General features: G+C 28.2%; 19 protein-coding genes. 7 read left to right on the forward strand and 12 right to left on the reverse strand.

The features are described from left to right. Positions 1-5: 5 nt before the first annotated feature. From ACYUE0_RS14840 to rpmH, 12 genes are all read right to left on the reverse strand, one after another. Positions 6-503: a DUF4446 family protein gene (locus ACYUE0_RS14840; RefSeq protein WP_199869509.1), complete on the reverse strand. Its 498-nt coding sequence runs from the start codon at positions 501-503 to the stop codon at positions 6-8. A 39-nt stretch (positions 504-542) separates the two neighbouring features. Further along, positions 543-1,403, reverse strand: coding sequence for a ParB/RepB/Spo0J family partition protein (locus ACYUE0_RS14845; RefSeq protein WP_199869510.1), 861 nt, complete (start codon positions 1,401-1,403; stop codon positions 543-545). A gap of 5 nt (positions 1,404-1,408) precedes the next feature. Further along, positions 1,409-2,179, reverse strand: a complete 771-nt coding sequence (locus ACYUE0_RS14850) for a ParA family protein (RefSeq protein WP_061996620.1) — start codon at positions 2,177-2,179, stop codon at positions 1,409-1,411. 575 nt (positions 2,180-2,754) lie between these two features. Then, entirely contained in the window at positions 2,755-3,534 is a 780-nt protein-coding gene (gene noc / locus ACYUE0_RS14855) for a nucleoid occlusion protein (RefSeq protein WP_199869512.1), read from the reverse strand. A 67-nt stretch (positions 3,535-3,601) separates the two neighbouring features. Next, positions 3,602-4,321, reverse strand: a complete 720-nt coding sequence (gene rsmG / locus ACYUE0_RS14860; protein WP_199869513.1) for a 16S rRNA (guanine(527)-N(7))-methyltransferase RsmG — start codon at positions 4,319-4,321, stop codon at positions 3,602-3,604. Between the two features lie 29 nt (positions 4,322-4,350). Beyond that, positions 4,351-6,234 carry a tRNA uridine-5-carboxymethylaminomethyl(34) synthesis enzyme MnmG gene (gene mnmG, locus ACYUE0_RS14865; protein ID WP_460271245.1) on the reverse strand — a complete coding sequence of 628 codons (1,884 nt, stop codon included), beginning with the start codon at positions 6,232-6,234 and terminating at the stop codon, positions 4,351-4,353. Between the two features lie 8 nt (positions 6,235-6,242). After that, a complete protein-coding gene (gene mnmE, locus ACYUE0_RS14870) occupies positions 6,243-7,619 on the reverse strand; it encodes a tRNA uridine-5-carboxymethylaminomethyl(34) synthesis GTPase MnmE (protein WP_460271247.1) in 1,377 nt (458 codons plus the stop codon). Positions 7,620-7,897: 278 nt separating this feature from the next. Continuing rightward, positions 7,898-8,524 carry an RNA-binding cell elongation regulator Jag/EloR gene (gene jag, locus ACYUE0_RS14875; protein ID WP_199869515.1) on the reverse strand — a complete coding sequence of 209 codons (627 nt, stop codon included), beginning with the start codon at positions 8,522-8,524 and terminating at the stop codon, positions 7,898-7,900. A gap of 39 nt (positions 8,525-8,563) precedes the next feature. Further along, positions 8,564-9,286 carry a membrane protein insertase YidC gene (gene yidC, locus ACYUE0_RS14880; RefSeq protein ID WP_061996626.1) on the reverse strand — a complete coding sequence of 241 codons (723 nt, stop codon included), beginning with the start codon at positions 9,284-9,286 and terminating at the stop codon, positions 8,564-8,566. A gap of 22 nt (positions 9,287-9,308) precedes the next feature. Then, positions 9,309-9,518 (reverse strand): membrane protein insertion efficiency factor YidD, encoded by a 210-nt coding sequence (yidD, locus tag ACYUE0_RS14885; protein ID WP_061996634.1) that lies wholly within the window; start codon positions 9,516-9,518, stop codon positions 9,309-9,311. After that, positions 9,514-9,870 (reverse strand): ribonuclease P protein component, encoded by a 357-nt coding sequence (gene rnpA, locus ACYUE0_RS14890; RefSeq protein ID WP_061996627.1) that lies wholly within the window; start codon positions 9,868-9,870, stop codon positions 9,514-9,516. Before rnpA ends, yidD begins: the two co-directional genes overlap by 5 nt. Positions 9,871-9,923: 53 nt before the next feature. Then, positions 9,924-10,058: a 50S ribosomal protein L34 gene (gene rpmH, locus ACYUE0_RS14895; protein WP_010298336.1), complete on the reverse strand. Its 135-nt coding sequence runs from the start codon at positions 10,056-10,058 to the stop codon at positions 9,924-9,926. 575 nt (positions 10,059-10,633) lie between these two features. Between rpmH and dnaA the strand changes: the two genes are divergently transcribed. From dnaA to gyrA, 7 genes are all read left to right on the forward strand, one after another. Continuing rightward, positions 10,634-11,983 (forward strand): chromosomal replication initiator protein DnaA, encoded by a 1,350-nt coding sequence (gene dnaA / locus ACYUE0_RS14900; RefSeq protein ID WP_199869516.1) that lies wholly within the window; start codon positions 10,634-10,636, stop codon positions 11,981-11,983. A 256-nt stretch (positions 11,984-12,239) separates the two neighbouring features. Beyond that, a complete protein-coding gene (gene dnaN, locus ACYUE0_RS14905; RefSeq protein WP_460271261.1) occupies positions 12,240-13,343 on the forward strand; it encodes a DNA polymerase III subunit beta in 1,104 nt (367 codons plus the stop codon). 120 nt (positions 13,344-13,463) lie between these two features. Continuing rightward, entirely contained in the window at positions 13,464-13,670 is a 207-nt protein-coding gene (gene yaaA / locus ACYUE0_RS14910; RefSeq protein ID WP_061996630.1) for a S4 domain-containing protein YaaA, read from the forward strand. 109 nt (positions 13,671-13,779) lie between these two features. Continuing rightward, complete coding sequence (gene recF / locus ACYUE0_RS14915; protein ID WP_460271263.1) at positions 13,780-14,883, forward strand: DNA replication/repair protein RecF; 1,104 nt, start codon at positions 13,780-13,782, stop codon at positions 14,881-14,883. Between the two features lie 11 nt (positions 14,884-14,894). Beyond that, on the forward strand, positions 14,895-15,158 hold the full coding sequence (gene remB / locus ACYUE0_RS14920; protein WP_010298350.1) for an extracellular matrix regulator RemB: 264 nt from the start codon (positions 14,895-14,897) through the stop codon (positions 15,156-15,158). An 18-nt stretch (positions 15,159-15,176) separates the two neighbouring features. Beyond that, complete coding sequence (gene gyrB / locus ACYUE0_RS14925) at positions 15,177-17,084, forward strand: DNA topoisomerase (ATP-hydrolyzing) subunit B (RefSeq protein WP_199869518.1); 1,908 nt, start codon at positions 15,177-15,179, stop codon at positions 17,082-17,084. A 30-nt stretch (positions 17,085-17,114) separates the two neighbouring features. Next, entirely contained in the window at positions 17,115-19,610 is a 2,496-nt protein-coding gene (gyrA, locus tag ACYUE0_RS14930) for a DNA gyrase subunit A (RefSeq protein ID WP_460271266.1), read from the forward strand. Positions 19,611-19,990: the final 380 nt, after the last annotated feature.

A 19,990-nucleotide genomic window follows, 5' to 3' on the forward strand; every position in this document is an offset into this window, starting at 1 on the left:
TTTTCTTATTTATTAATTGCTTCGTGTAGCACTCTTTCTTCTTCTTCTGATAAATCATACCTTGATATACCTTTATCTATAGGCTTTGCATATGTAGTACTTTCATTTCTACCATATATACTTGTTAATAATACACCATCATTGTTTGCATCTAAAAATGCAATTGAATAACTTAGGTCACTTCCTACATCTTCAAAAGCTTTGTATCTAATAATTGAAAACTTTTGAATACAATTGTTTGTTAAACCTTGTGTGTTTTTACAAATTTCCTTAATTTCATTGTTGTTATTTTTAACTTCATCAATAGTGTCTAAATATTTTAATATTAACTCTTCTAAGTTCTTATTATTAGACCCTCTCATCAAACGTCTATATTTTTTTTCTAAACGGTTTAAACTTGATAGTGTTACTATTAATACAATAAAGAATACTGCTAATACGCCCAAAAGTGCTATAGTAATGTATGCACTATATTGGTTTATGATGTTGAATATTTGAGTCATAGTTTTCTTCCTTTCTTTAAAATTGTTTCATGTGAAACATTATAAACTGAATAGTTCTATTATCCTTTGAAGCTCATCTTCTGAATAATATTCTATTTCTATTTTCCCTTTATTTTTGCTTTTATGGTTTATATTTACTTTAGTATTAAAATAATTTTCTAATTTTTTTTCAATATCTTTATAATAAGGATTTTTTTCTTCTTTATTTTTAGAAGTATTTTCTTCTTTATTTTTTAGTAATTCTTTTATTAATGACTCTGTTTCTCTAACGTTTAACTCATTATCTATAACTTTTTGAGAAACTTCATATTGTATATTATTGTCATTTATCATCAGTACAGCTCTACCATGGCCTTCTGATATTACGCCTTCAATTATATATTGTTGAACCCTACTATCTAAATTTAATAATCTTAAGCAATTAGCTATAGCACTTCTAGATTTGCAAATTTTTTTACTTATCTCCTCTTGTGTTAACTTAAAGTCATTCATAAGCTTTTTATAAGCTATAGCTTCTTCTATAGGATTTAGGTCTTCTCTAACAATGTTTTCTATAAGAGATATTTCTAAAACTTGCTCATCAGTTAAATTTTTTATTACTGCTGGAATATCTTTCAATCCAATCTTTTTAGCAGCTCGCCATCTTCTTTCTCCTGCTACTATAATATAGGTTTCATTTTCTTTTCTCAATATTATTGGTTGAATTACTCCATGTTGTCTTATAGACTCTGATAGCTCTAGTATCTTTTGATCATCAAAAGCTTTTCTTGGTTGATTTTTATCTGGCTTTATTAAATTCATAGATATATTTACTACAGATTTTTCAACCTTTTTTTCTTCTATAATCTGGTCTGGGATGAGAGCACTTAACCCTTTTCCTAAAGCCATTTTTTTTACCATCTTATTTATTCCCTCCTTTGTCTTTCTAAAAATTCTTTAGATAAATTATAAAAAGCATCTGCTCCTTTACATTTATCATCATATAAAATTATAGGAAGGCCAAAACTAGGTGATTCTGCTAACTTAATATTTCTTGGTATAGCAGTATTATAAACAGAGTTTTTGAAAAAATTCTTAACCTCCGAAACAACTTCATTACCTAACTTTGTTCTGGAATCGTACATACTTAAGATTACACCTTCAATTTCTATATCTTTATTTAAAGATTTTTTTATTAAATCATAAGTATTTATAAGCTGTCCTACACCTTCAAGTGCATAAAACTCACATTGAATAGGAATTAAAACACTATTAGATGCAGTAAGTGCATTTATAGTTAACATTCCTAGTGAAGGAGGGCAATCTATAAACACATAATCAAATTTATCTTCTAAAGTTTTTAATTTATTTTTTAATATAAATTCTCTACTTTCTTTATCTATAAGTTCTACTTCAGCACCAGCTAAAGTAACATTAGATGGGACCATATAAAAATTATCCACTAAATCAATTTTTCTTATAGCATCTTCTATTTTTATATCTGTAGTTAAGACATCATAAGTTGAAAATTCTATTTTGCTTTTATCAATTCCTAGTCCACTAGTTGTATTTCCTTGAGGATCAATATCTATAGCCAATATTTTATACCCTTGCATTGCCAAACATGAACATAAGTTTATGTTTATAGTTGTTTTTCCAACTCCACCTTTCTGATTAAAAACACATATAGTTTTCATCATTAAATCCCCCATTCTTTTATTATATTAGATTATCTAATCAATAATATTTTAACTTTTATATAGGAAAGTAATCCTAACTTTAAATTTATTTATCAAATTTTCATTATCAACTAAGAAAAATAAGTACAAATATCGTTAGTTGAAAATTAGAATTATTCCCTTATTCTATTAAGTAAAACAGTTATCATTTCCCCTAAAAATAACTCTTTATCTAGATTAAGTTTAGCTTCTAATTATATAATTTTTAATTGTTTAAATTAACTAATTTTAAGCTCCTATTTTTCCATATTAAATGAAATAATAAATTTAATTTCAACTTTAAATACCCTTAAAATTTTTGCTTTAATTTTTATATGTTATTTAATTTGTTATATATATCTAATTATATATTGATATATTTATCAATTAAAGTACTATTTGAAATTTTTATCATTTTAAATATATTTTATCCTATTATTGGATATATATGAGTTAATAATTACACTTTTCGATACTACCTTTTATATTTTTACATTTATCTATAATAAAAAAGACTTATTGGAAATCAATAAGTCTTTGTTTCACGTGAAACATTACTTTTTCTTTATAGTTATAGTAACTTGAATACTGTCATCTAGTTCTTTTGATCTATAATTTGCTTTTATGCCATATTTATCAAAAACTTGCTTTATTGTATTAACATATATTTTTGAATTAAATACACCTTTAATTCTTTTCTTTCCATCTGCAGCTATTTCTTGATGAGATATTCTTAATAACTCTCTATCTATTAATTGTTCTGTTTTACTTACATTTAATCCTTTATTTATTACTTCATCAATAACTGATTTTTGTAATTCAAGAGTTGGAAGTTTTAACAATGCCCTTGCATGTCTTTCTGTTAACTTGTTTTCTATTATTAAATCAATTAATTCTTTATCTAATTTTAGTATTCTTAATTTATTAGCTATAGTGGATTGCTTTTTTCCTATTGCTTTAGCTAATTGATCCTGAGTATATTCATGTTCTTGTATTAAATTATAATATGCTACTGCCTCTTCGAAAAAATTTAAATCTTCTCTTTGTAAGTTCTCTAAAAGAGCTATTGCCGCTGATTCTTTATCGTCTATTTCAACAATTATAACTGGAACTTCTAAAAGTCCTGCATGTTTAGCTGCTCTTAGTCTTCTTTCTCCAGCTATTAACTCATATGTATCATTAAAACTTTTCCTTACAGTAAGAGGTTGTATTATGCCATAAGTTTTTATTGATTGAGCTAATTCTTCTATTGCCTCTTCATTAAAAACTTGTCTTGGTTGATATTTATTAGGCACTATTAACTCTGTAGAAACGTTTATTACATTTTTTTCCATAAATAAACCCATCCCTTTATATTTTTCTTTAATCTAGTCCTCACATATATTATACCATAATTTTACATTATTTTAATGGATTTTTTGTTACCATTCCTGCTTTTCTAGGATATTTTTTAGGTGTTTCTTTAATTTTCTTTATTACAACTAAGTTATGTTTAAGGTCGCTACCTTCAATATCAACATTCTCTATACGTTCAACTCTTCCGCCTAATATTGAAATAGCCTTTTTAGCATCTGTTAATTCCTCATCAATAGCTGGTCCCTTTAATGCAACAAAATATCCTCCAACTTTTAAATAAGGTATGCAAAATTCACTCAAAACTGTAAGGTTAGCTACAGCTCTTGAAACTACAGCATCAAACCCTTCTCTATAGCTTGGGTCCTTAGCATAATCTTCAGCTCTTCCATGCATAGTATGAACATTTTCTAAGCCCAATTGGTTAACAACTTCATTTAAAAAGTTTATTCTTTTATTTAATGAATCTAAAAGATACATTTCACATTCTGGATTCATTATTTTCATAGGTACACCTGGGAATCCTCCCCCTGTGCCTATATCTATAAATCTTTTACATTTCTTTAATTCTTCTATTTTAAACACTTTTAATGAATCTATAAAATGCTTTTTTATTATTTCTTCATCTTCTGTAATTGCTGTTAAGTTTACTTTTTCATTCCACTCTTGTATAAGTTCTTTATATTTTATAAACTTATTATATTTATCCTCATCAAAGTCTAAACCTTCATTGTCACTTGCCATTTTTAACATATCGTAATATATCATAATTTCCTCCGCTTTTATAACAAAAAGTTTTATTGGTTTTTAACCCTATTTTTTTGTTCTAAATAAATCATTAAAACTGAAATATCTGCAGGAGATACACCTGAAATTCTAGAAGCCTGGCCTATATTAGTAGGTCTGATTTTGTTTAATTTTTGCATAGCTTCTATTCTAAGACCTTTTATGTCACTATAGTCTATCTCACTATCTAGCATCTTATTTTCAAATTTTTTAAACTGTGCTATTTGTTCTAGCTGCTTTTCAATATAACCTTCATATTTTGACATTATATTCACTTGCTCTGTAATAGCATCAGAAAGATCTTCTCTTTCAGGATCTAGATCTGCAACTATATAATAATCAAGTTCTGAACGTTTTATTAGTTCATAAAGAGTTGTTGGTTTTTTTAGTGGCGCAGAACCCTTTGTTTCTAAAAACTCTATAACTTCTCTTTTATTAGTTATCTGTATGTTTTTAATTCTTTTAACTTCATTTTCTATCTGCTGTTTTTTTATTAAAAACGCATTATATCTTTCTTCACTTACAAGTCCTTTTTTATGTCCAAGTTCAGTAAGTCTTAAATCTGCATTATCTTGTCTTAACAATAGTCTATATTCTGAACGTGAAGTCATCATTCTATAAGGCTCATTAGTTCCTTTAGTAACTAAATCATCAATAAGAACTCCTATATATGCATCAGATCTTTTTAGTATAAGTGGTTCTTTTTCTAACACTTTTAATGCAGCGTTAATTCCTGCTATAAGGCCTTGTGCTGCTGCTTCTTCATATCCTGAACTACCATTTACTTGACCTGCTGTAAATAAACCACCTATGTTTTTAAGCTCTAAGGATAATTTTAATTGAGTTGGATCTAAGCAATCATATTCTATAGCATATGCTGTTCTTAACATCTCAACATTTTCAAGTCCTGGAACTGTTTTTAACATCTTTATTTGAACATCTTCAGGCAGTGAACTACTCATTCCCTGTACATACATTTCTTCTGTACCTTCGCCTTCTGGCTCTATAAATATTTGATGTCTTTCTTTATCTTTAAATCTCATAACTTTATCTTCTATAGAAGGACAATATCTTGGACCTGTACTAACTATTGAACCATTATAAAGTGGTGATCTATGTATATTTTCTAAAATAACTTCATGTGTTTTTTCGTTTGTATACGTTAAAAAACATGATATTTGATCTCTTTTTACATCCTTATTCATAAAAGAAAAAGGAACTACCTTATCGTCACCAAATTGTTCTTCCATTTGTGAAAAATCAATTGATCGCTTATTTACCCTAGCAGGGGTACCAGTCTTAAATCTTCTTAATGAAATTCCAAGTTCTTTTAAAGAATCAGATAATTTATTAGATGGTGAGAAACCACTTGGTCCTTCATTAAATTTTATATCTCCTACGATTATATTAGATTGTAGGTACGTTCCTGTTGTTAAAACTATTGTCTTACATGTAAAGTAAGCACCATATTTTGTTATAACACCTTTAACTTTACCATTTTCAACATCTATTTTTGTAACCTCTAATTGTCTTAACCATAAGTTTTCCTCATTTTCAAGAACATTTTTCATTCTTTCTGAATATCTGTTCTTATCAGCTTGCGCTCTTAATGAGTGTACCGCTGGTCCTTTAGAAGTATTTAACATTCTAGATTGAATATATGTATTATCTATGTTTATACCCATTTCCCCACCTAGTGCATCTATCTCTCTTACTAGGTGTCCTTTAGCTGTTCCCCCAATATTAGGATTACATGCCATAAAGGCTATACTATCTAAATTCATAGTACATATTAAAGTTTTACATCCAATTCTTGCTGATGCTAATGCAGCTTCACAACCTGCATGCCCAGCCCCTATTACTATAACGTCAAAATCTCCAGCTATATATGACATAACGTCACCTACTTTCCTAAACAAAATTCTGAAAATATTTTATCTATAATATCTTCTTCTAAAGTGCTTCCAGTGATTTTCCCTAAATCACTCCAAGCATTTCTTATGTCTATTGAGGCCAAATCAATTGCAAAAGTATTTTCTAGTGTTTCTATTGCACCTTGTATATTTTCTTTTGCTCTAAATAAGGCTTCTTTATGTCTTGTATTCGTAATTATTACATCATCATTTGAAACTTCGCCTTTAAAAAACAAGTCTTTTATAGATTCTCTAACTTTATCTATATTTTTACCTGTTTTTGCAGAAATTTCAAAAATATAATTAGAATTAAATTCCTTTAAATCTTCTTTTTTTATTTTACCATCTAAATCTAATTTATTTAATAGAACAATATACTTTTTATCAAGTATATAACTTATAATTTCTCTATCTTCTTCATCTAATTCTCTACTACTATCTAAAATTAAAATTATAAGATCTGCTTGATTTATCTTCTCTTTTGATCTTTCAACTCCAATTTTCTCAACAAGATCTTCTGTTTCTCTTATTCCTGCAGTATCAACTATTTTTATAGGTACTCCAGATATGTTTATATACTCTTCTATTACGTCTCTAGTGGTACCAGGTACATCTGTAACTATTGCCCTGTTTTCTTTCGTTAGCGCGTTTAATAATGATGATTTACCTACATTAGGTTTTCCTACTATTACTGTATTTAGACCTTCTCTTAAAATTTTACCTTCGTCTGCACTATCTAAAAGCTCATCTATCTTAATCAACATCTTTTTTAGAGTTTTAGCTGCACCTTCTGCTGTAACTTCCTCTAAATCATCTTCTGGATAATCAACGGTAGCTTCTATATGTGCAATAGATTGTAATAATTCATTTCTCAAAGTATTTATTTCCTTGGAAATTCCACCTTCACTTTGCATTAAAGCGGACTTCATACTTAACTCTGTTTTAGCATTTATTATATCTATAATAGCTTCCGCTTGGCTTAAATCTATCCTTCCATTTAAAAAAGCTCTTTTAGTAAACTCACCAGGTTCTGCTAATCTAGCTCCTACTTTTAAAACCTCTGACATAACTCTATTAGTAGCAACAACTCCACCATGACAGTTAATTTCTACTACATCCTCTGCAGTAAAACTACGAGGTCCTTTCATATAGCTTACTATAACTTCGTCTATATGCTCATCATTAGAATTTATAATATAACCATATCTCATTGTATATGTTTTTATATCGTTTAATTTTCTATTATTTTTACCTTTAAATATTTTACTAACTATATTTAAAGCTTTATCACCTGAAACTCTAATTATTGAAACTCCACCTTCTCCAATACTAGTAGCAACAGCAGCAATTGTATCGAATTCTTTCATAAATTTTACTCCTTTCTAATTTGATATCTAATTTTATATTATTTTAGTTTATTTTCTATTTAAAATCTTCTATAATTTCTTTTTTTACTAAGGCAAATAACAAATTTACCATTTTACTTATGTAATACACATTCAATTATTTTTTGTCCATATAAGTTTAAATTATACCATATAAAATTTTATAAAAAAAATATCTGAATTAATTTTTAATTAAAATTTTTAATGGAAACTTTACATTTATAAGGATATTTCTATATTATAAATAAAAAGAAAGCCTATTAGGCTTTCTTTATTTCAATAACAACTCTTCTTCTTGGCTCTTCACCTTCGCTATAAGTCTTAACATCTTGACTATTTTGAAGTGCTGCATGTATTACTCTTCTCTCATATGGATTCATAGGCTCTAATTTTAGAGTTTTGCCTGTTGCTTTTACTTTGCTTTCCATTTTTTCAGCAAGCCTTTTAAGGGTTTCTTGTCTAGTATGTCTATAATTTTCAGTATCTAATATAACTCTTACATATTCATCATCATGATCCTTATTTACAACTAAACTAACTAAATACTGAAGGGAATCTAATGTTTCCCCCCTGTAACCTATCAAAATACCCATATTAGGTCCGATTAAATTTATATTCATTTCATTCTTTTGTTCTTTTATTTTTATTTCAGCTTTAATATTCATAGAGTTTAAAATGTCTCTTAAAAAAACCTTAGCCTCTTCAGCTCTATCTTTTTTTATAGTTACTCTAACCTTAGCTGGTTTAACTCCTATTATGTTTAAAAAACCTTTGCTACCTTCATCTAACACTTCTATGTTTACTTTATCTTCAGTAACATTTAGCTCAGAAAGTGCATTTTTAATTGCATCCCCTGTGGTTTTCCCCGTCATTTCAATAATTCTCATCCCTATGACACCGCCTTCCCAAAACTACTAGGCATTTAATTATTTATTTTTCTTTTTTCCTTTATTATTATCAGTATTAGTAACTCCAACAGTTGCTAATTCTTCATTTTTCTTTTTAGGTCTTAATAATAAAGTTTGAACTAATTGAATCACGTTATTTATAATCCAATATATAACTATAGCTGATTGCATTTTAAAACCCATCCAAGTAAACATACCTGCCATAACTATATTCATCATTCCCATATTTGGCATTGCTTGGGAACTAGAATTAGCGTTAGCCTTTGGTTGTAACATTTTAGACATTATATAAGTACTTACACCTGATAAAACCGGAAGTATAAAATATGGATCTGGTTGATTTAAGTTTGGAATCCATAAAAATCCTGCACCATGATAATCAAGTGTACTGAATGCATAAAATAATACTATTATTATTGGATATTGAATAAGAAGTGGCAAGCATCCACTCATAGGACTTACGTTTTCTTCTTTATAAAGTTTTAATATTTCTTGTTGTGCTCTTTGTGGATCGTTTTTGTATTTTTCTTGTATTGCTGCAGTTTTTGGTTGAACTTCTGCTAATTTAACTGATGATCTTGTCTGCTTTATTGTTAGTGGCAATAGTATTACTTTTACTACTATTGTGAAAATAATTATTGCAATTCCGTAAGAATAATTCGGATTTGAAATTACCGATTGGATCATTCCATGGATAGCATCAAAAAAATTAACAAAATATACCGAAAAAAATTCTTTCAAGCTTTAATCCTCCTGTTTTGTGTTATTTAACTGGATCGTATCCACCCTTACTCCAAGGGTGACACCTTAATATTCTCTTTATAGCCATATATCCACCTTTTAAACCACCATATTTTTCAATAGCCTCTATAGCATACTGTGAACATGTGGGCTGAAATTTACAACATGGTGGTTTTAAGGGTGATATGTATTTTCTATATAAGTTAATCATATGAATCAAAGATTTTTTAATCATTTATTAACCCGCTTTTTCTAAATAAATCTTTCATAGCTTTTTCAATTTCTTTATAACTTTTGTCATTTGAAGCAGTTCTAGCGACAAAAACAAAATCATAACCCTGTTGTTTTAACATGTCTTTATTCAATCTATAGCTTTCACTTATCAATCTTTTTACTCTACTTCTTATTACACTTTTTCCAACTTTTTTGCTAACAGATATTCCAACCCTGTTAAAACTTGAATTATCACCTTTATTTTTATAATTTTTAAAAACATACATAACTAATAAGTAATTAGAGCAAGATTTACCTTTTCTATATACAACTCTAAACTCAGGATTCTTTCGTATTCTATCTAATTTCATATTAACTGCTCCTTTTTTCCTGCAATTGCAGAAAAAGGCCACATCTGCGGCCCTTATGCTGTCAATCTTTTTCTTCCTTTAAGTCTTCTTCTTTTTAGAACATTTCTTCCAGACTTAGTTTTCATTCTTTTTCTGAAACCATGCTCTTTTTTTCTTTGTCTTTTCTTAGGCTGATATGTCATGAACATATACGAACACCCCCTTCGTATGTAATAAAAATATTTATAGCAATTATAGTATCACTATTTTATGGTTTTACCATTAGATTATATATTTCTAATCGCCTTATGTCAAGATAACTGTCTTCACAAAAAAATATATAAAATTTTCCTGTGTGTTAATACTTTTTATTTATATTAATAGTTTTTTGTGGATAACTTATTGAATACCTTGATATATTTTGATATCATGGATACATACTTGTTGATAAAATTGGAATAAGTAAAGTTATGCACATCCTGTTGATAAAATTGTGTATAACTTATTCTATTTTTCTCCTTTTTTATTTAACAGTTATTATTTTTGACGTAAAAACTGAATTTATACATAAATTTTCAATGTGAATAATTTATACTTTTATATTGTTAATATCTTATATATTTATGAAAGTTATCAACATGTGAATATTTTTTATTGCATTTGTCAACAAATTAAATGTATTATTTTATATTGTTAATAACTTTGTTTATTATATGTTATATAATTGTGAAAAAATTTTTTTAAATAAATAAAAAAAATATTGTACTGGAGGATAGGAATAAAAATGAACGCCCAAGTGAAAGAGTTATGGGAAAAAACTTTAATCATTCTAAAAGAAGAACTTACCGAAGTCAGCTTTAATACTTGGATAAAAAGTATTGAACCTATCTCACTAGAAAATATTGCTTTAAAATTAGGTGTTCCAAACAATTTTACAAAAGATATTTTAGAAAATCGATATAAAGATTTAATAATAAACTCGATAAAATCCGTTTCAAATAAGACATATAATGTAGAGTTTTTTGTGGTTTCTGAAGAGGCTCTTGAAAAAGAATCTTCTAAAAAAGAAGAGATTACACAAAGAAGACTAATGGTAAATGATGAAATGTCTGCCATACTTAATCCAAAGTATACATTTGATTCGTTTGTTATAGGCAACAGTAATCGATTCGCACATGCAGCTTCTTTGGCCGTTGCAGAATCACCTGCTAAAGCTTATAATCCACTATTTATATATGGGGGAGTAGGACTTGGAAAAACACACCTTATGCATGCAATAGGTCACTACATACAAGATGTAAATCCTAAATCTAAAGTTGTTTACGTTTCTTCTGAAAAATTTACTAATGAACTTATAAATTCAATAAAAGATGATAAAAATGTTGAATTTAGAAACAAATATAGAAATATAGACGTACTTTTAATAGATGATATTCAATTTATTGCGGGAAAGGAAAGAACTCAAGAAGAATTTTTCCATACATTTAATGCCCTTCATGAAGCTAATAAACAAATAATTTTATCTAGTGATAGACCACCAAAAGAAATTCCTACACTTGAAGATAGGTTACGTTCAAGATTTGAATGGGGTCTTATTGCAGATATACAACCACCAGATTTTGAAACTAGAATTGCTATTTTAAAGAAAAAAGCAGATGTTGAAAGTCTAGATATTCCTAATGATGTGATGGTTTATATTGCTACGCAAATAAAATCAAATATTAGAGAATTAGAAGGTGCTTTAATAAGAATTGTTGCTTACTCATCTTTAACCAATAGAGAAATAAATGTTGATTTAGCAACAGAAGCTCTAAAAGATATCATATCTAGTAAAAATGCACGTCAAATTACTATAGAATTAATTCAAGACATAGTTTCTAGTTACTACAACTTAAAAATTGAAGATTTTAAATCCTCACGAAGAACTAGAAATGTAGCTTTTCCAAGACAGATTGCAATGTATCTTTCCAGAAAACTTACAGATATGTCCCTACCTAAAATTGGAGAAGAATTTGGTGGTAGAGATCATACTACAGTAATTCATGCTTATGAAAAAATTTCTCAAGCATTAAAGAAAGATGAAAACCTTCAAAGCTCAGTATCTGACCTAACTAAGAAGATACAACAAAAATAACTAACAGCTGTTATTAATTTAACCATTAGTTATTGTGGATAAAAAACAAAATACTTATGGGTTGTTAATATTGTGGATAAATTGAAATAGTTATCGGTTGTTTATCCACAATTATTTTTATTGACTTTTTATTGCAGTTACAAGGGTTAAAGGGGTTATCCACATACTAACAGCCCCTACTACTATTACTACTATATTTTTTATATTATCTAAGCTATACTGTATACTATAAAAAATGTTAATAAGGAGGATTACTATGAAGCTTTTAATTAACAAAAATTCATTGTTAGAAGCAATATCAAATGTTCAAAAAGCCATTACTGGAAAATCAACACTTCCTATACTTCAAGGAATATACATAAATGCGTATAAAAATACATTAACACTAATTGGTTCCGATATAGATGTTTGTATTGAAACTAAGATTGACGCAGAAATACTAGAAGAAGGATCTATAGTTGTTGATTCAAGATTGTTCGGAGAAATAATTAGAAAGTTACCAAATGCAGAAATAGAAATAAGTACTATTGATAACAATACAATAGAACTTAATTGTCAAAAATCATGTGTTAATTTAATTCATATGGATGCTAGTGAATATCCATTACTTCCAACGATAACAGAAGATACAATCTTCTCTATATCTCAAAAAACATTAAAAAACATGATAAAAGGAACAATATTTGCAGTAGCACAAGATGAAACAAGACCAATTCTTACAGGTGTACTTTTTGAGGTTAAGGATAGAAAATTAAATTTAGTTGCTCTTGATGGTTTTAGAGTTGCGTTTAGAAGTGAACAGTTAGATTGTAATGACAATAAAGAAGCTGTTATTCCAGGAAAAACGTTAAATGAAGTTTCTAAAATACTTGAAGATAAAGATGAGAATGTGGAAATAACTTTTACAAACAACCATATTTTATTTAATATTGGAAATACAAAAGTTATCTCTAGACTTTTAGAAGGCGAATTTATAAAATATGCTTCTATAATTCCTCAAGAATATAAAACTAAAGTTATAGTTAATAAAAATGAAATTTTAGGATGTATTGAAAGAGCATCTCTAATGGCGAAAGATGGAAACACAAATCTTGTAAAATTAGAGATTGTTGATGACAACTTAATAGTCACTTCTAATTCTCAATTGGGAAAAGCAAGGGAAGAAGTGAATATTATTCTGCAAGGAGAATCTCTTAAAATTGCATTTAACTCTAAATATCTTATAGACGTATTTAAAAATATTGAAGAAGAAGAAATTGTTATGGAGTTATCTAGTTCCGTTGCGCCATGTGTAGTAAAAAATAAAGAAGTTAACAACTGCACATATCTTTTACTACCAGTAAGGGTACTAAATAATTAATATAAAAAAGTATAAATAAAAGGAGAAACTTGATTTAAAATAAGATTTAATTTAAATATTTGAATAGTAATTTTTACTATGGAAAAAATATAAATAGAATCTTGTCAAGGTGTAAGAGTTATGATAGAAATAAAAATAAATACTGAATTTATAAAATTGGACTCATTTTTAAAGTTCTCAGGTGCTTGTTCCTTAGGTTCTGAAGCTAAATTTTTTATTAAAAATGGTGACGTTAAAGTCAATGGTGACATAGAAATTCAAAGAGGAAAAAAGCTATACAACGGTGATATCGTTGAATTTCAAGGTGAAAATTATAAAATTGTATAACTAAGTATGCACCGAATCAATTCGGTGTATATTTTTAAATACTCTATATTTAGTAATTACACTAAATGTTGATAGTATGATATAATTTATTATTGGGTGTTTGTTTATTATGTATGTTAATAAGTTGATTATAAAAAATTTTAGAAGTTACAATGAGCTAGTATTAAACCTTACAAATGGAACTAATGTTTTTGTAGGTGACAATGCTCAAGGAAAAACAAATATATTAGAGTCAATATATTATTCAAGTATAGGAAAATCTCATAGAACTAATAGAGATAAAGAGCTTATTACTTGGAATAAAGATGATGCGTATATAAGAGTTGATATATCTAAAAAGAGATTAGATAAAAAAATAGAAATGAAAATATTTAAAGAGGGCAAAAAAGGTATAAATATCAATTCTGTAAAAATAAATAGGCTCTCTGAACTTGTAGGTGTACTTAATGTTGTTATGTTTTCACCAGAAGACTTAAGCATTATAAAAGATTCACCGTCATATAGAAGAAAATTTTTGGATATAGAGCTTTGTAAGTTATATCCTAAATACTATTACAACCTAGCTGCTTACAAAAAAGTACTAGCAGAGAGGAATAATGTTTTGAAAAAATTTAATTGCAATTTAGATATTTTAGATATATACGATATTAAATTAAGTGAATTTGGAACATATATAATTGAGAAAAGACTAGAATATATAAATAGATTAAATGATAAGGCGTTAAATATTCATAAAGATATAACGTCTAATAAAGAAATTATAAATTTTGCTTATTTAAGTAATATAAAAGAGGATGACGTTGATATAAAAGCTCAAATGTATAACTCTTTATTAAAAAATAGAAAAAAGGATTTTGAAAGAAAAATAACTTCAATAGGTCCCCATAGAGACGATTTTGCAACATTTATTAATAATATTGATGTTAAAACTTATGGATCACAAGGTCAGCAAAGAACATCAGTACTTTCAATGAAATTTGCATCAGTGCAGATAATTAAAGACATAACTGGCGAATATCCTCTGTTGCTTTTAGATGATGTACTTTCCGAATTAGATATATCTCGTCAAAAATACATATTGAATTCTATCAGTAATGTTCAAACTTTAATTACTTGTACAGGAATAAATAATATAAAAAAATATTTAAATTCTTCAGTTGACATTAAAATATTTGAAGTTAAAACTGGAAAAATAACTGATATTACCAATTAAGGAGGGTAAATATGTTTTTGCACTTAGGAGAAAATGTGGTAGTTCCAGTAAAAGATGTAATAGCGATTCTAGATATGGAATCAACTATGTACAGTTCGGATACAATTCAATTTTTAAGAATGGCAGAAGAGGATGGATTTGTAGAAAGAATCACTAAAGAAAAGCCAAAATCTTTTGTTATAGCAGAAGTAGAAAAAAAGAGTAAAATATACTTATCACCAATATCTTCAGCAACATTATGCAAAAGAACAGATATTGCATATTGTGAGCTTTAGTAAGTTAGGAGGATATACATGGATACCAATAAAGTTTATGATGAAAATCAAATACAAGTACTAGAAGGTCTAGAAGCCGTAAGAAAAAGACCAGGAATGTATATAGGTAGCACAAGCGCAAGAGGACTTCATCACTTGGTTTATGAAATAGTAGATAACAGTATAGATGAGGCCTTAGCAGGATTTTGTAATAATATAAAAGTTACTATTCATGAAGATAACTCAATAACAGTAGAAGATGACGGAAGAGGTATGCCCGTTGGAATACATCCAAAATTAAAAATACCGACAGTAGAAGTAATCATGACTGTGCTTCATGCAGGTGGTAAATTTGGTGGAGGAGGATACAAAGTATCTGGAGGTCTGCACGGTGTTGGAGCATCTGTTGTAAATGCTCTTTCAGAAATTTGTACAGTTGAGGTAAAAAGAGATGGACACATATGGAAAGAGACTTTCTCAAGAGGAAAAGTCCTAAATCCATTTGAAGTAGTTGGCGACACAGATGATCATGGAACTAGAATTTATTTTAAGGCAGATTCTGAAATATTTGATGAGGTAAACTATGATTATGATACATTAAGCCAAAGACTAAGAGAACTTTCATTTTTAAATAAGGGAATTAAAATAACATTAACAGATGAAAGAGAAGGAAAAAGTCAAGAGTTCCACTATGAAGGTGGTATAAAATCTTTTGTTGAGTATTTAAATAGAAACAAAGGCAAAATACATAATGAGCCTATTTATGTAGAAGGAATTAAAGATGATTGTACCGTTGAAATTGCACTTCAATACAACGATTCATACAATGAAAATCTATTTTCATTTGCCAATAATATAGATACAATTGAAGGTGGAACACATTTAGTTGGATTCAAAGCTGCATTAACTAGAGTTATAAATGATTATGCTAAAAAATTTGGACATTTAAAAGAAAATGATAAAAACTTAAGTGGTGAAGATGTAAGAGAAGGATTAACAGCAGTAGTTTCTGTTAAAATAACAGATCCTCAATTTGAAGGTCAAACTAAAACAAAACTAGGAAATAGCCAAGTTAGAGGAATAGTGGAATCAATAGCAAATGATTCTATAACAAACTTCTTAGAGGAAAACCCTCAAGTTGGTAAAAGCATAATAGATAAAGGTTTAAATGCTGCAAGGGCTAGAGAAGCTGCAAAAAAAGCAAGAGAACTAACAAGAAGAAAATCTGTTCTTGAAAGTACAGCTTTGCCTGGAAAATTAGCGGATTGTTCCTCTAAAAATCCAGCAGAATGTGAAATTTATATAGTTGAGGGAGATTCTGCCGGTGGTTCTGCTAAGCAAGGTAGAAATAGAAAATTCCAAGCTATTTTACCTTTAAGAGGTAAAATTATGAATGTTGAAAAACAAAGATTAGATAAAATGCTGAATTCAGATACAATTAAATCTATGATAACAGCATTTGGTGGCGGAATTGGAAAAGATTTTGATGTTAGCAGAATTAGATATCACAAAATAATAATAATGACAGATGCGGATGTTGATGGAGCTCACATAAGAACATTATTACTTACTTTCTTTTACAGATACATGAGAGAATTAGTGGATGAGGGTCATGTTTATATAGCTCAGCCGCCTCTTTATAGATTAAAAAAGGGCAAAAATGAATATTACACATATAGTGATAAAGAACTTGAGACCTTAATTCAAGAGGTTGGTGGAAAAGATAGTAGTGTAGATATACAAAGATATAAAGGTTTAGGAGAAATGAATGCAGAACAACTTTGGGATACTACTATGAACCCAGAGAATAGAACACTGCTTAAGGTAGATGTAGAAGATGCAATGGCTGCAGATGAAATTTTTACTATTCTTATGGGAGATAAAGTTGAACCTCGTAGAGAATTCATAGAAGAGAATGCTAAAAAAGTTATTAATCTAGATATATAGTTAATTATACAAATTAGAGAGGTGTAACATATGAATAGCGAAGAAAAAATATTGCCTGTAGACATAAGAAATGAAATGAAAAAATGTTATATAGATTATGCAATGAGTGTTATAGCTGGTCGTGCGCTTCCAGATGTTAGAGATGGGTTAAAGCCTGTTCATAGAAGAATATTATATTCAATGCATGAATTAGGATTATATCCAGAGAAGGGATATAGAAAGTGTGCAAGGATAGTCGGAGATGTTCTAGGTAAGTATCACCCACATGGTGATACGGCTGTTTATGATGCACTTGTAAGACTAGCACAAGATTTTTCAATTAGATATAAATTAGTTGATGGTCATGGAAACTTTGGATCAGTTGATGGTGATGGCGCAGCAGCAATGAGATATACTGAAGCGAAGATGGATAAAATAACAACTCAAATGTTAAGAGATATAAATAAAAACACAGTAGATTTTATACCAAACTTCGATGGAGAAGAAAAAGAACCTGTAGTATTACCTTGTAGATTCCCTAACTTGTTAGTAAATGGATCAACAGGTATTGCTGTTGGAATGGCAACTAATATACCACCACATAATTTAAATGAAGTTATTGATGGGGTACTTATGCTTATAGAAGATGCAGATGTTTCAATAAGTGAATTAATGACTGAAATTAAAGGGCCGGACTTTCCAACATCAGGAATAATATTAGGTAAAAGTGGAATAAGAAATGCTTATGAAACTGGAAGAGGTAAGGTTTTAGTTAGATCTAAAGCAGAAATAGAAGAAGAAAATGGAAGACATAAAATTATAGTTACGGAGATACCTTATCAGGTTAATAAAGCAAATTTAATAGAGGCTATAGCTAATCTAGTTAAAGAAAAAAAATTAGATGGAATATCTGATCTTAGAGATGAATCAGATAGAGACGGTATGCGTATAGTTATAGAATTAAAAAGAGATGCTAATCCTAATATAGTTTTAAATAGATTATATAAACATACTAAAATGCAAGATACTTTTGGAATTATAATGCTTGTTTTGGTAGATGGTGAGCCTAAGGTATTAAACTTAAAACAAATACTTTCATACTATTTAGAGCATCAAAAGGAAGTTGTTACTAGAAGAACTCAATTTGATTTAGATAAGGCATTAGCGAGAGCACATATACTTGAAGGCCTTAGAATAGCATTAGACCACATAGATCAAGTAATAGCATTAATAAGAGGTTCTAAAACCACAGTAGAAGCTAAAGAAGGATTAATAAAAGAGTTTGGTCTATCAGAAAAACAAGCTCAAGCTATATTAGATATGAAACTTCAAAGGCTTACAGGATTAGAGCGTGAAAAGATTGAAGAAGAATATAATCAATTAATGGAAACTGTAAAATATTTAAGATCAATACTTGAAAGTGAAGAAAAGTTACTTGATATAATAAAAGAAGAGCTTATAGAGATAAAGAATAAGTATGGTGATGAAAGAAAAACAGCAATAGAGAAAAATCCATATAGTTTTGATGATGAGGATTTAATTGATGATGAAGATGTTGTAATAACATTAACTCATGCTGGATATATAAAAAGATTACCAGTAGATACTTATAATGCTCAAAAAAGAGGGGGAAGAGGAGTACAAGGTGCTAACACTAAAGAAGATGACTTTGTAGAAAATATAATAACTACCCCTATATTAAATAACTTATTGTTCTTTACTAACAAGGGAAAAGTTTATAGATTAAAAGCTTACGAAATTCCAGAAGGTAGTAGAACATCTAAGGGAACTAATATAATAAATGTATTACCAATAGAGAATGGTGAAACAATACAGGCAATAATGCCAATTAAAACCTTTGACAAAGATAACTCATTAATAATGGGAACTAAATATGGTGTAGTTAAAAAGACATCATTAGATAAATATGCATCTATAAGAAGAAATGGCTTAAATGCTATAAATTTAAGAGAAAATGATGAGTTAGTAGGGGTAAATATTACTAAGGGCGATAGTGAAGTAATATTTGTAACTAAAAACGGATATTCAATTAGATTTAGTGAAAAAGATGTAAGACAAATGGGTAGAGTAGCTACTGGTGTTAAAGCTATAACATTAAGAAAAGAAGATGTAGTGGTTTCAATGCTAGTTGTAAAAGAAAGTGAAGAGTTACTTGTTATAAGTGAAAAAGGTTTTGGTAAAAGAACAAATATAAAAGAATATACACTGCAACATAGAGGTGGTAAGGGAATAATAACTTACAAAATAACAGAAAAAACAGGATGTGTTGTAGGTGCAAGAATAGTTAATGACTTAGATGAGCTTATGCTTATGAATAGCAATGGAATAATGATTAGAATAAATGTAAGTGATATATCTACTTGTGGAAGAAATACAATGGGTGTAACACTTATGAAAACTGGCGAAGATGTAAATATAGTAGCTATTGCTAAAATAAATTATTCAGAGCCTAAAGAAGAATCAGAAGATCATATTAAAGAAGAAGAAAGCTCAAATGAAGAAATAAAAAATATAGATAATGAATAAAGAAGAATAAAAAAGCTGTACCTTAGCATTTAAGGTACAGCTTTTCTTATGCTTTTATAGTTTATAAAAGCAATTATATAGTAAGATTTATAGATATAAATATAAAAACAATTAAAACTTTGCCACGTGTATCTTTTGTAGAAAAAAGAAGGATTTAATAGAAAAATAAAGAAAAATGGAAAAGATTTTAATAAATAGATTATAAAAGCTAAAATCAGGTTTTAAAAAAGTATATAATAAATCTTGTCGCTGAGGCAAGCAAGTAAACAGCCCAAGCGATAAGGATTAAAACTTTAAAAAATACTTTCAAAATTTGAAAATAAATTTTAAAAAAGTATTGACAAAAAAGTTTAAATCTAGTAGAATAGTAAAAGTCGTCA

The organism is Clostridium sp. CTA-19 (assembly GCF_054767855.1).

Excerpts from the sequence above, each read along its gene's own strand:
- ACYUE0_RS14840 (WP_199869509.1), bottom strand. The coding sequence starts at position 503 with ATGACTCAAATATTCAACATCATAAACCAATATAGTGCATACATTACT.
- ACYUE0_RS14845 (WP_199869510.1), bottom strand. The coding sequence starts at position 1,403 with ATGGTAAAAAAAATGGCTTTAGGAAAAGGGTTAAGTGCTCTCATCCCA.
- ACYUE0_RS14850 (WP_061996620.1), bottom strand. The coding sequence starts at position 2,179 with ATGAAAACTATATGTGTTTTTAATCAGAAAGGTGGAGTTGGAAAAACA.
- noc (WP_199869512.1), bottom strand. The coding sequence starts at position 3,534 with ATGGAAAAAAATGTAATAAACGTTTCTACAGAGTTAATAGTGCCTAAT.
- rsmG (WP_199869513.1), bottom strand. The coding sequence starts at position 4,321 with ATGATATATTACGATATGTTAAAAATGGCAAGTGACAATGAAGGTTTA.
- mnmG (WP_460271245.1), bottom strand. The coding sequence starts at position 6,234 with ATGTCATATATAGCTGGAGATTTTGACGTTATAGTAATAGGGGCTGGG.
- mnmE (WP_460271247.1), bottom strand. The coding sequence starts at position 7,619 with ATGAAAGAATTCGATACAATTGCTGCTGTTGCTACTAGTATTGGAGAA.
- jag (WP_199869515.1), bottom strand. The coding sequence starts at position 8,524 with ATGAGAATTATTGAAATGACGGGGAAAACCACAGGGGATGCAATTAAA.
- rnpA (WP_061996627.1), bottom strand. The coding sequence starts at position 9,870 with ATGAAATTAGATAGAATACGAAAGAATCCTGAGTTTAGAGTTGTATAT.
- rpmH (WP_010298336.1), bottom strand. The coding sequence starts at position 10,058 with ATGTTCATGACATATCAGCCTAAGAAAAGACAAAGAAAAAAAGAGCAT.
- dnaA (WP_199869516.1), top strand. The coding sequence starts at position 10,634 with ATGAACGCCCAAGTGAAAGAGTTATGGGAAAAAACTTTAATCATTCTA.
- dnaN (WP_460271261.1), top strand. The coding sequence starts at position 12,240 with ATGAAGCTTTTAATTAACAAAAATTCATTGTTAGAAGCAATATCAAAT.
- yaaA (WP_061996630.1), top strand. The coding sequence starts at position 13,464 with ATGATAGAAATAAAAATAAATACTGAATTTATAAAATTGGACTCATTT.
- recF (WP_460271263.1), top strand. The coding sequence starts at position 13,780 with ATGTATGTTAATAAGTTGATTATAAAAAATTTTAGAAGTTACAATGAG.
- remB (WP_010298350.1), top strand. The coding sequence starts at position 14,895 with ATGTTTTTGCACTTAGGAGAAAATGTGGTAGTTCCAGTAAAAGATGTA.
- gyrB (WP_199869518.1), top strand. The coding sequence starts at position 15,177 with ATGGATACCAATAAAGTTTATGATGAAAATCAAATACAAGTACTAGAA.
- gyrA (WP_460271266.1), top strand. The coding sequence starts at position 17,115 with ATGAATAGCGAAGAAAAAATATTGCCTGTAGACATAAGAAATGAAATG.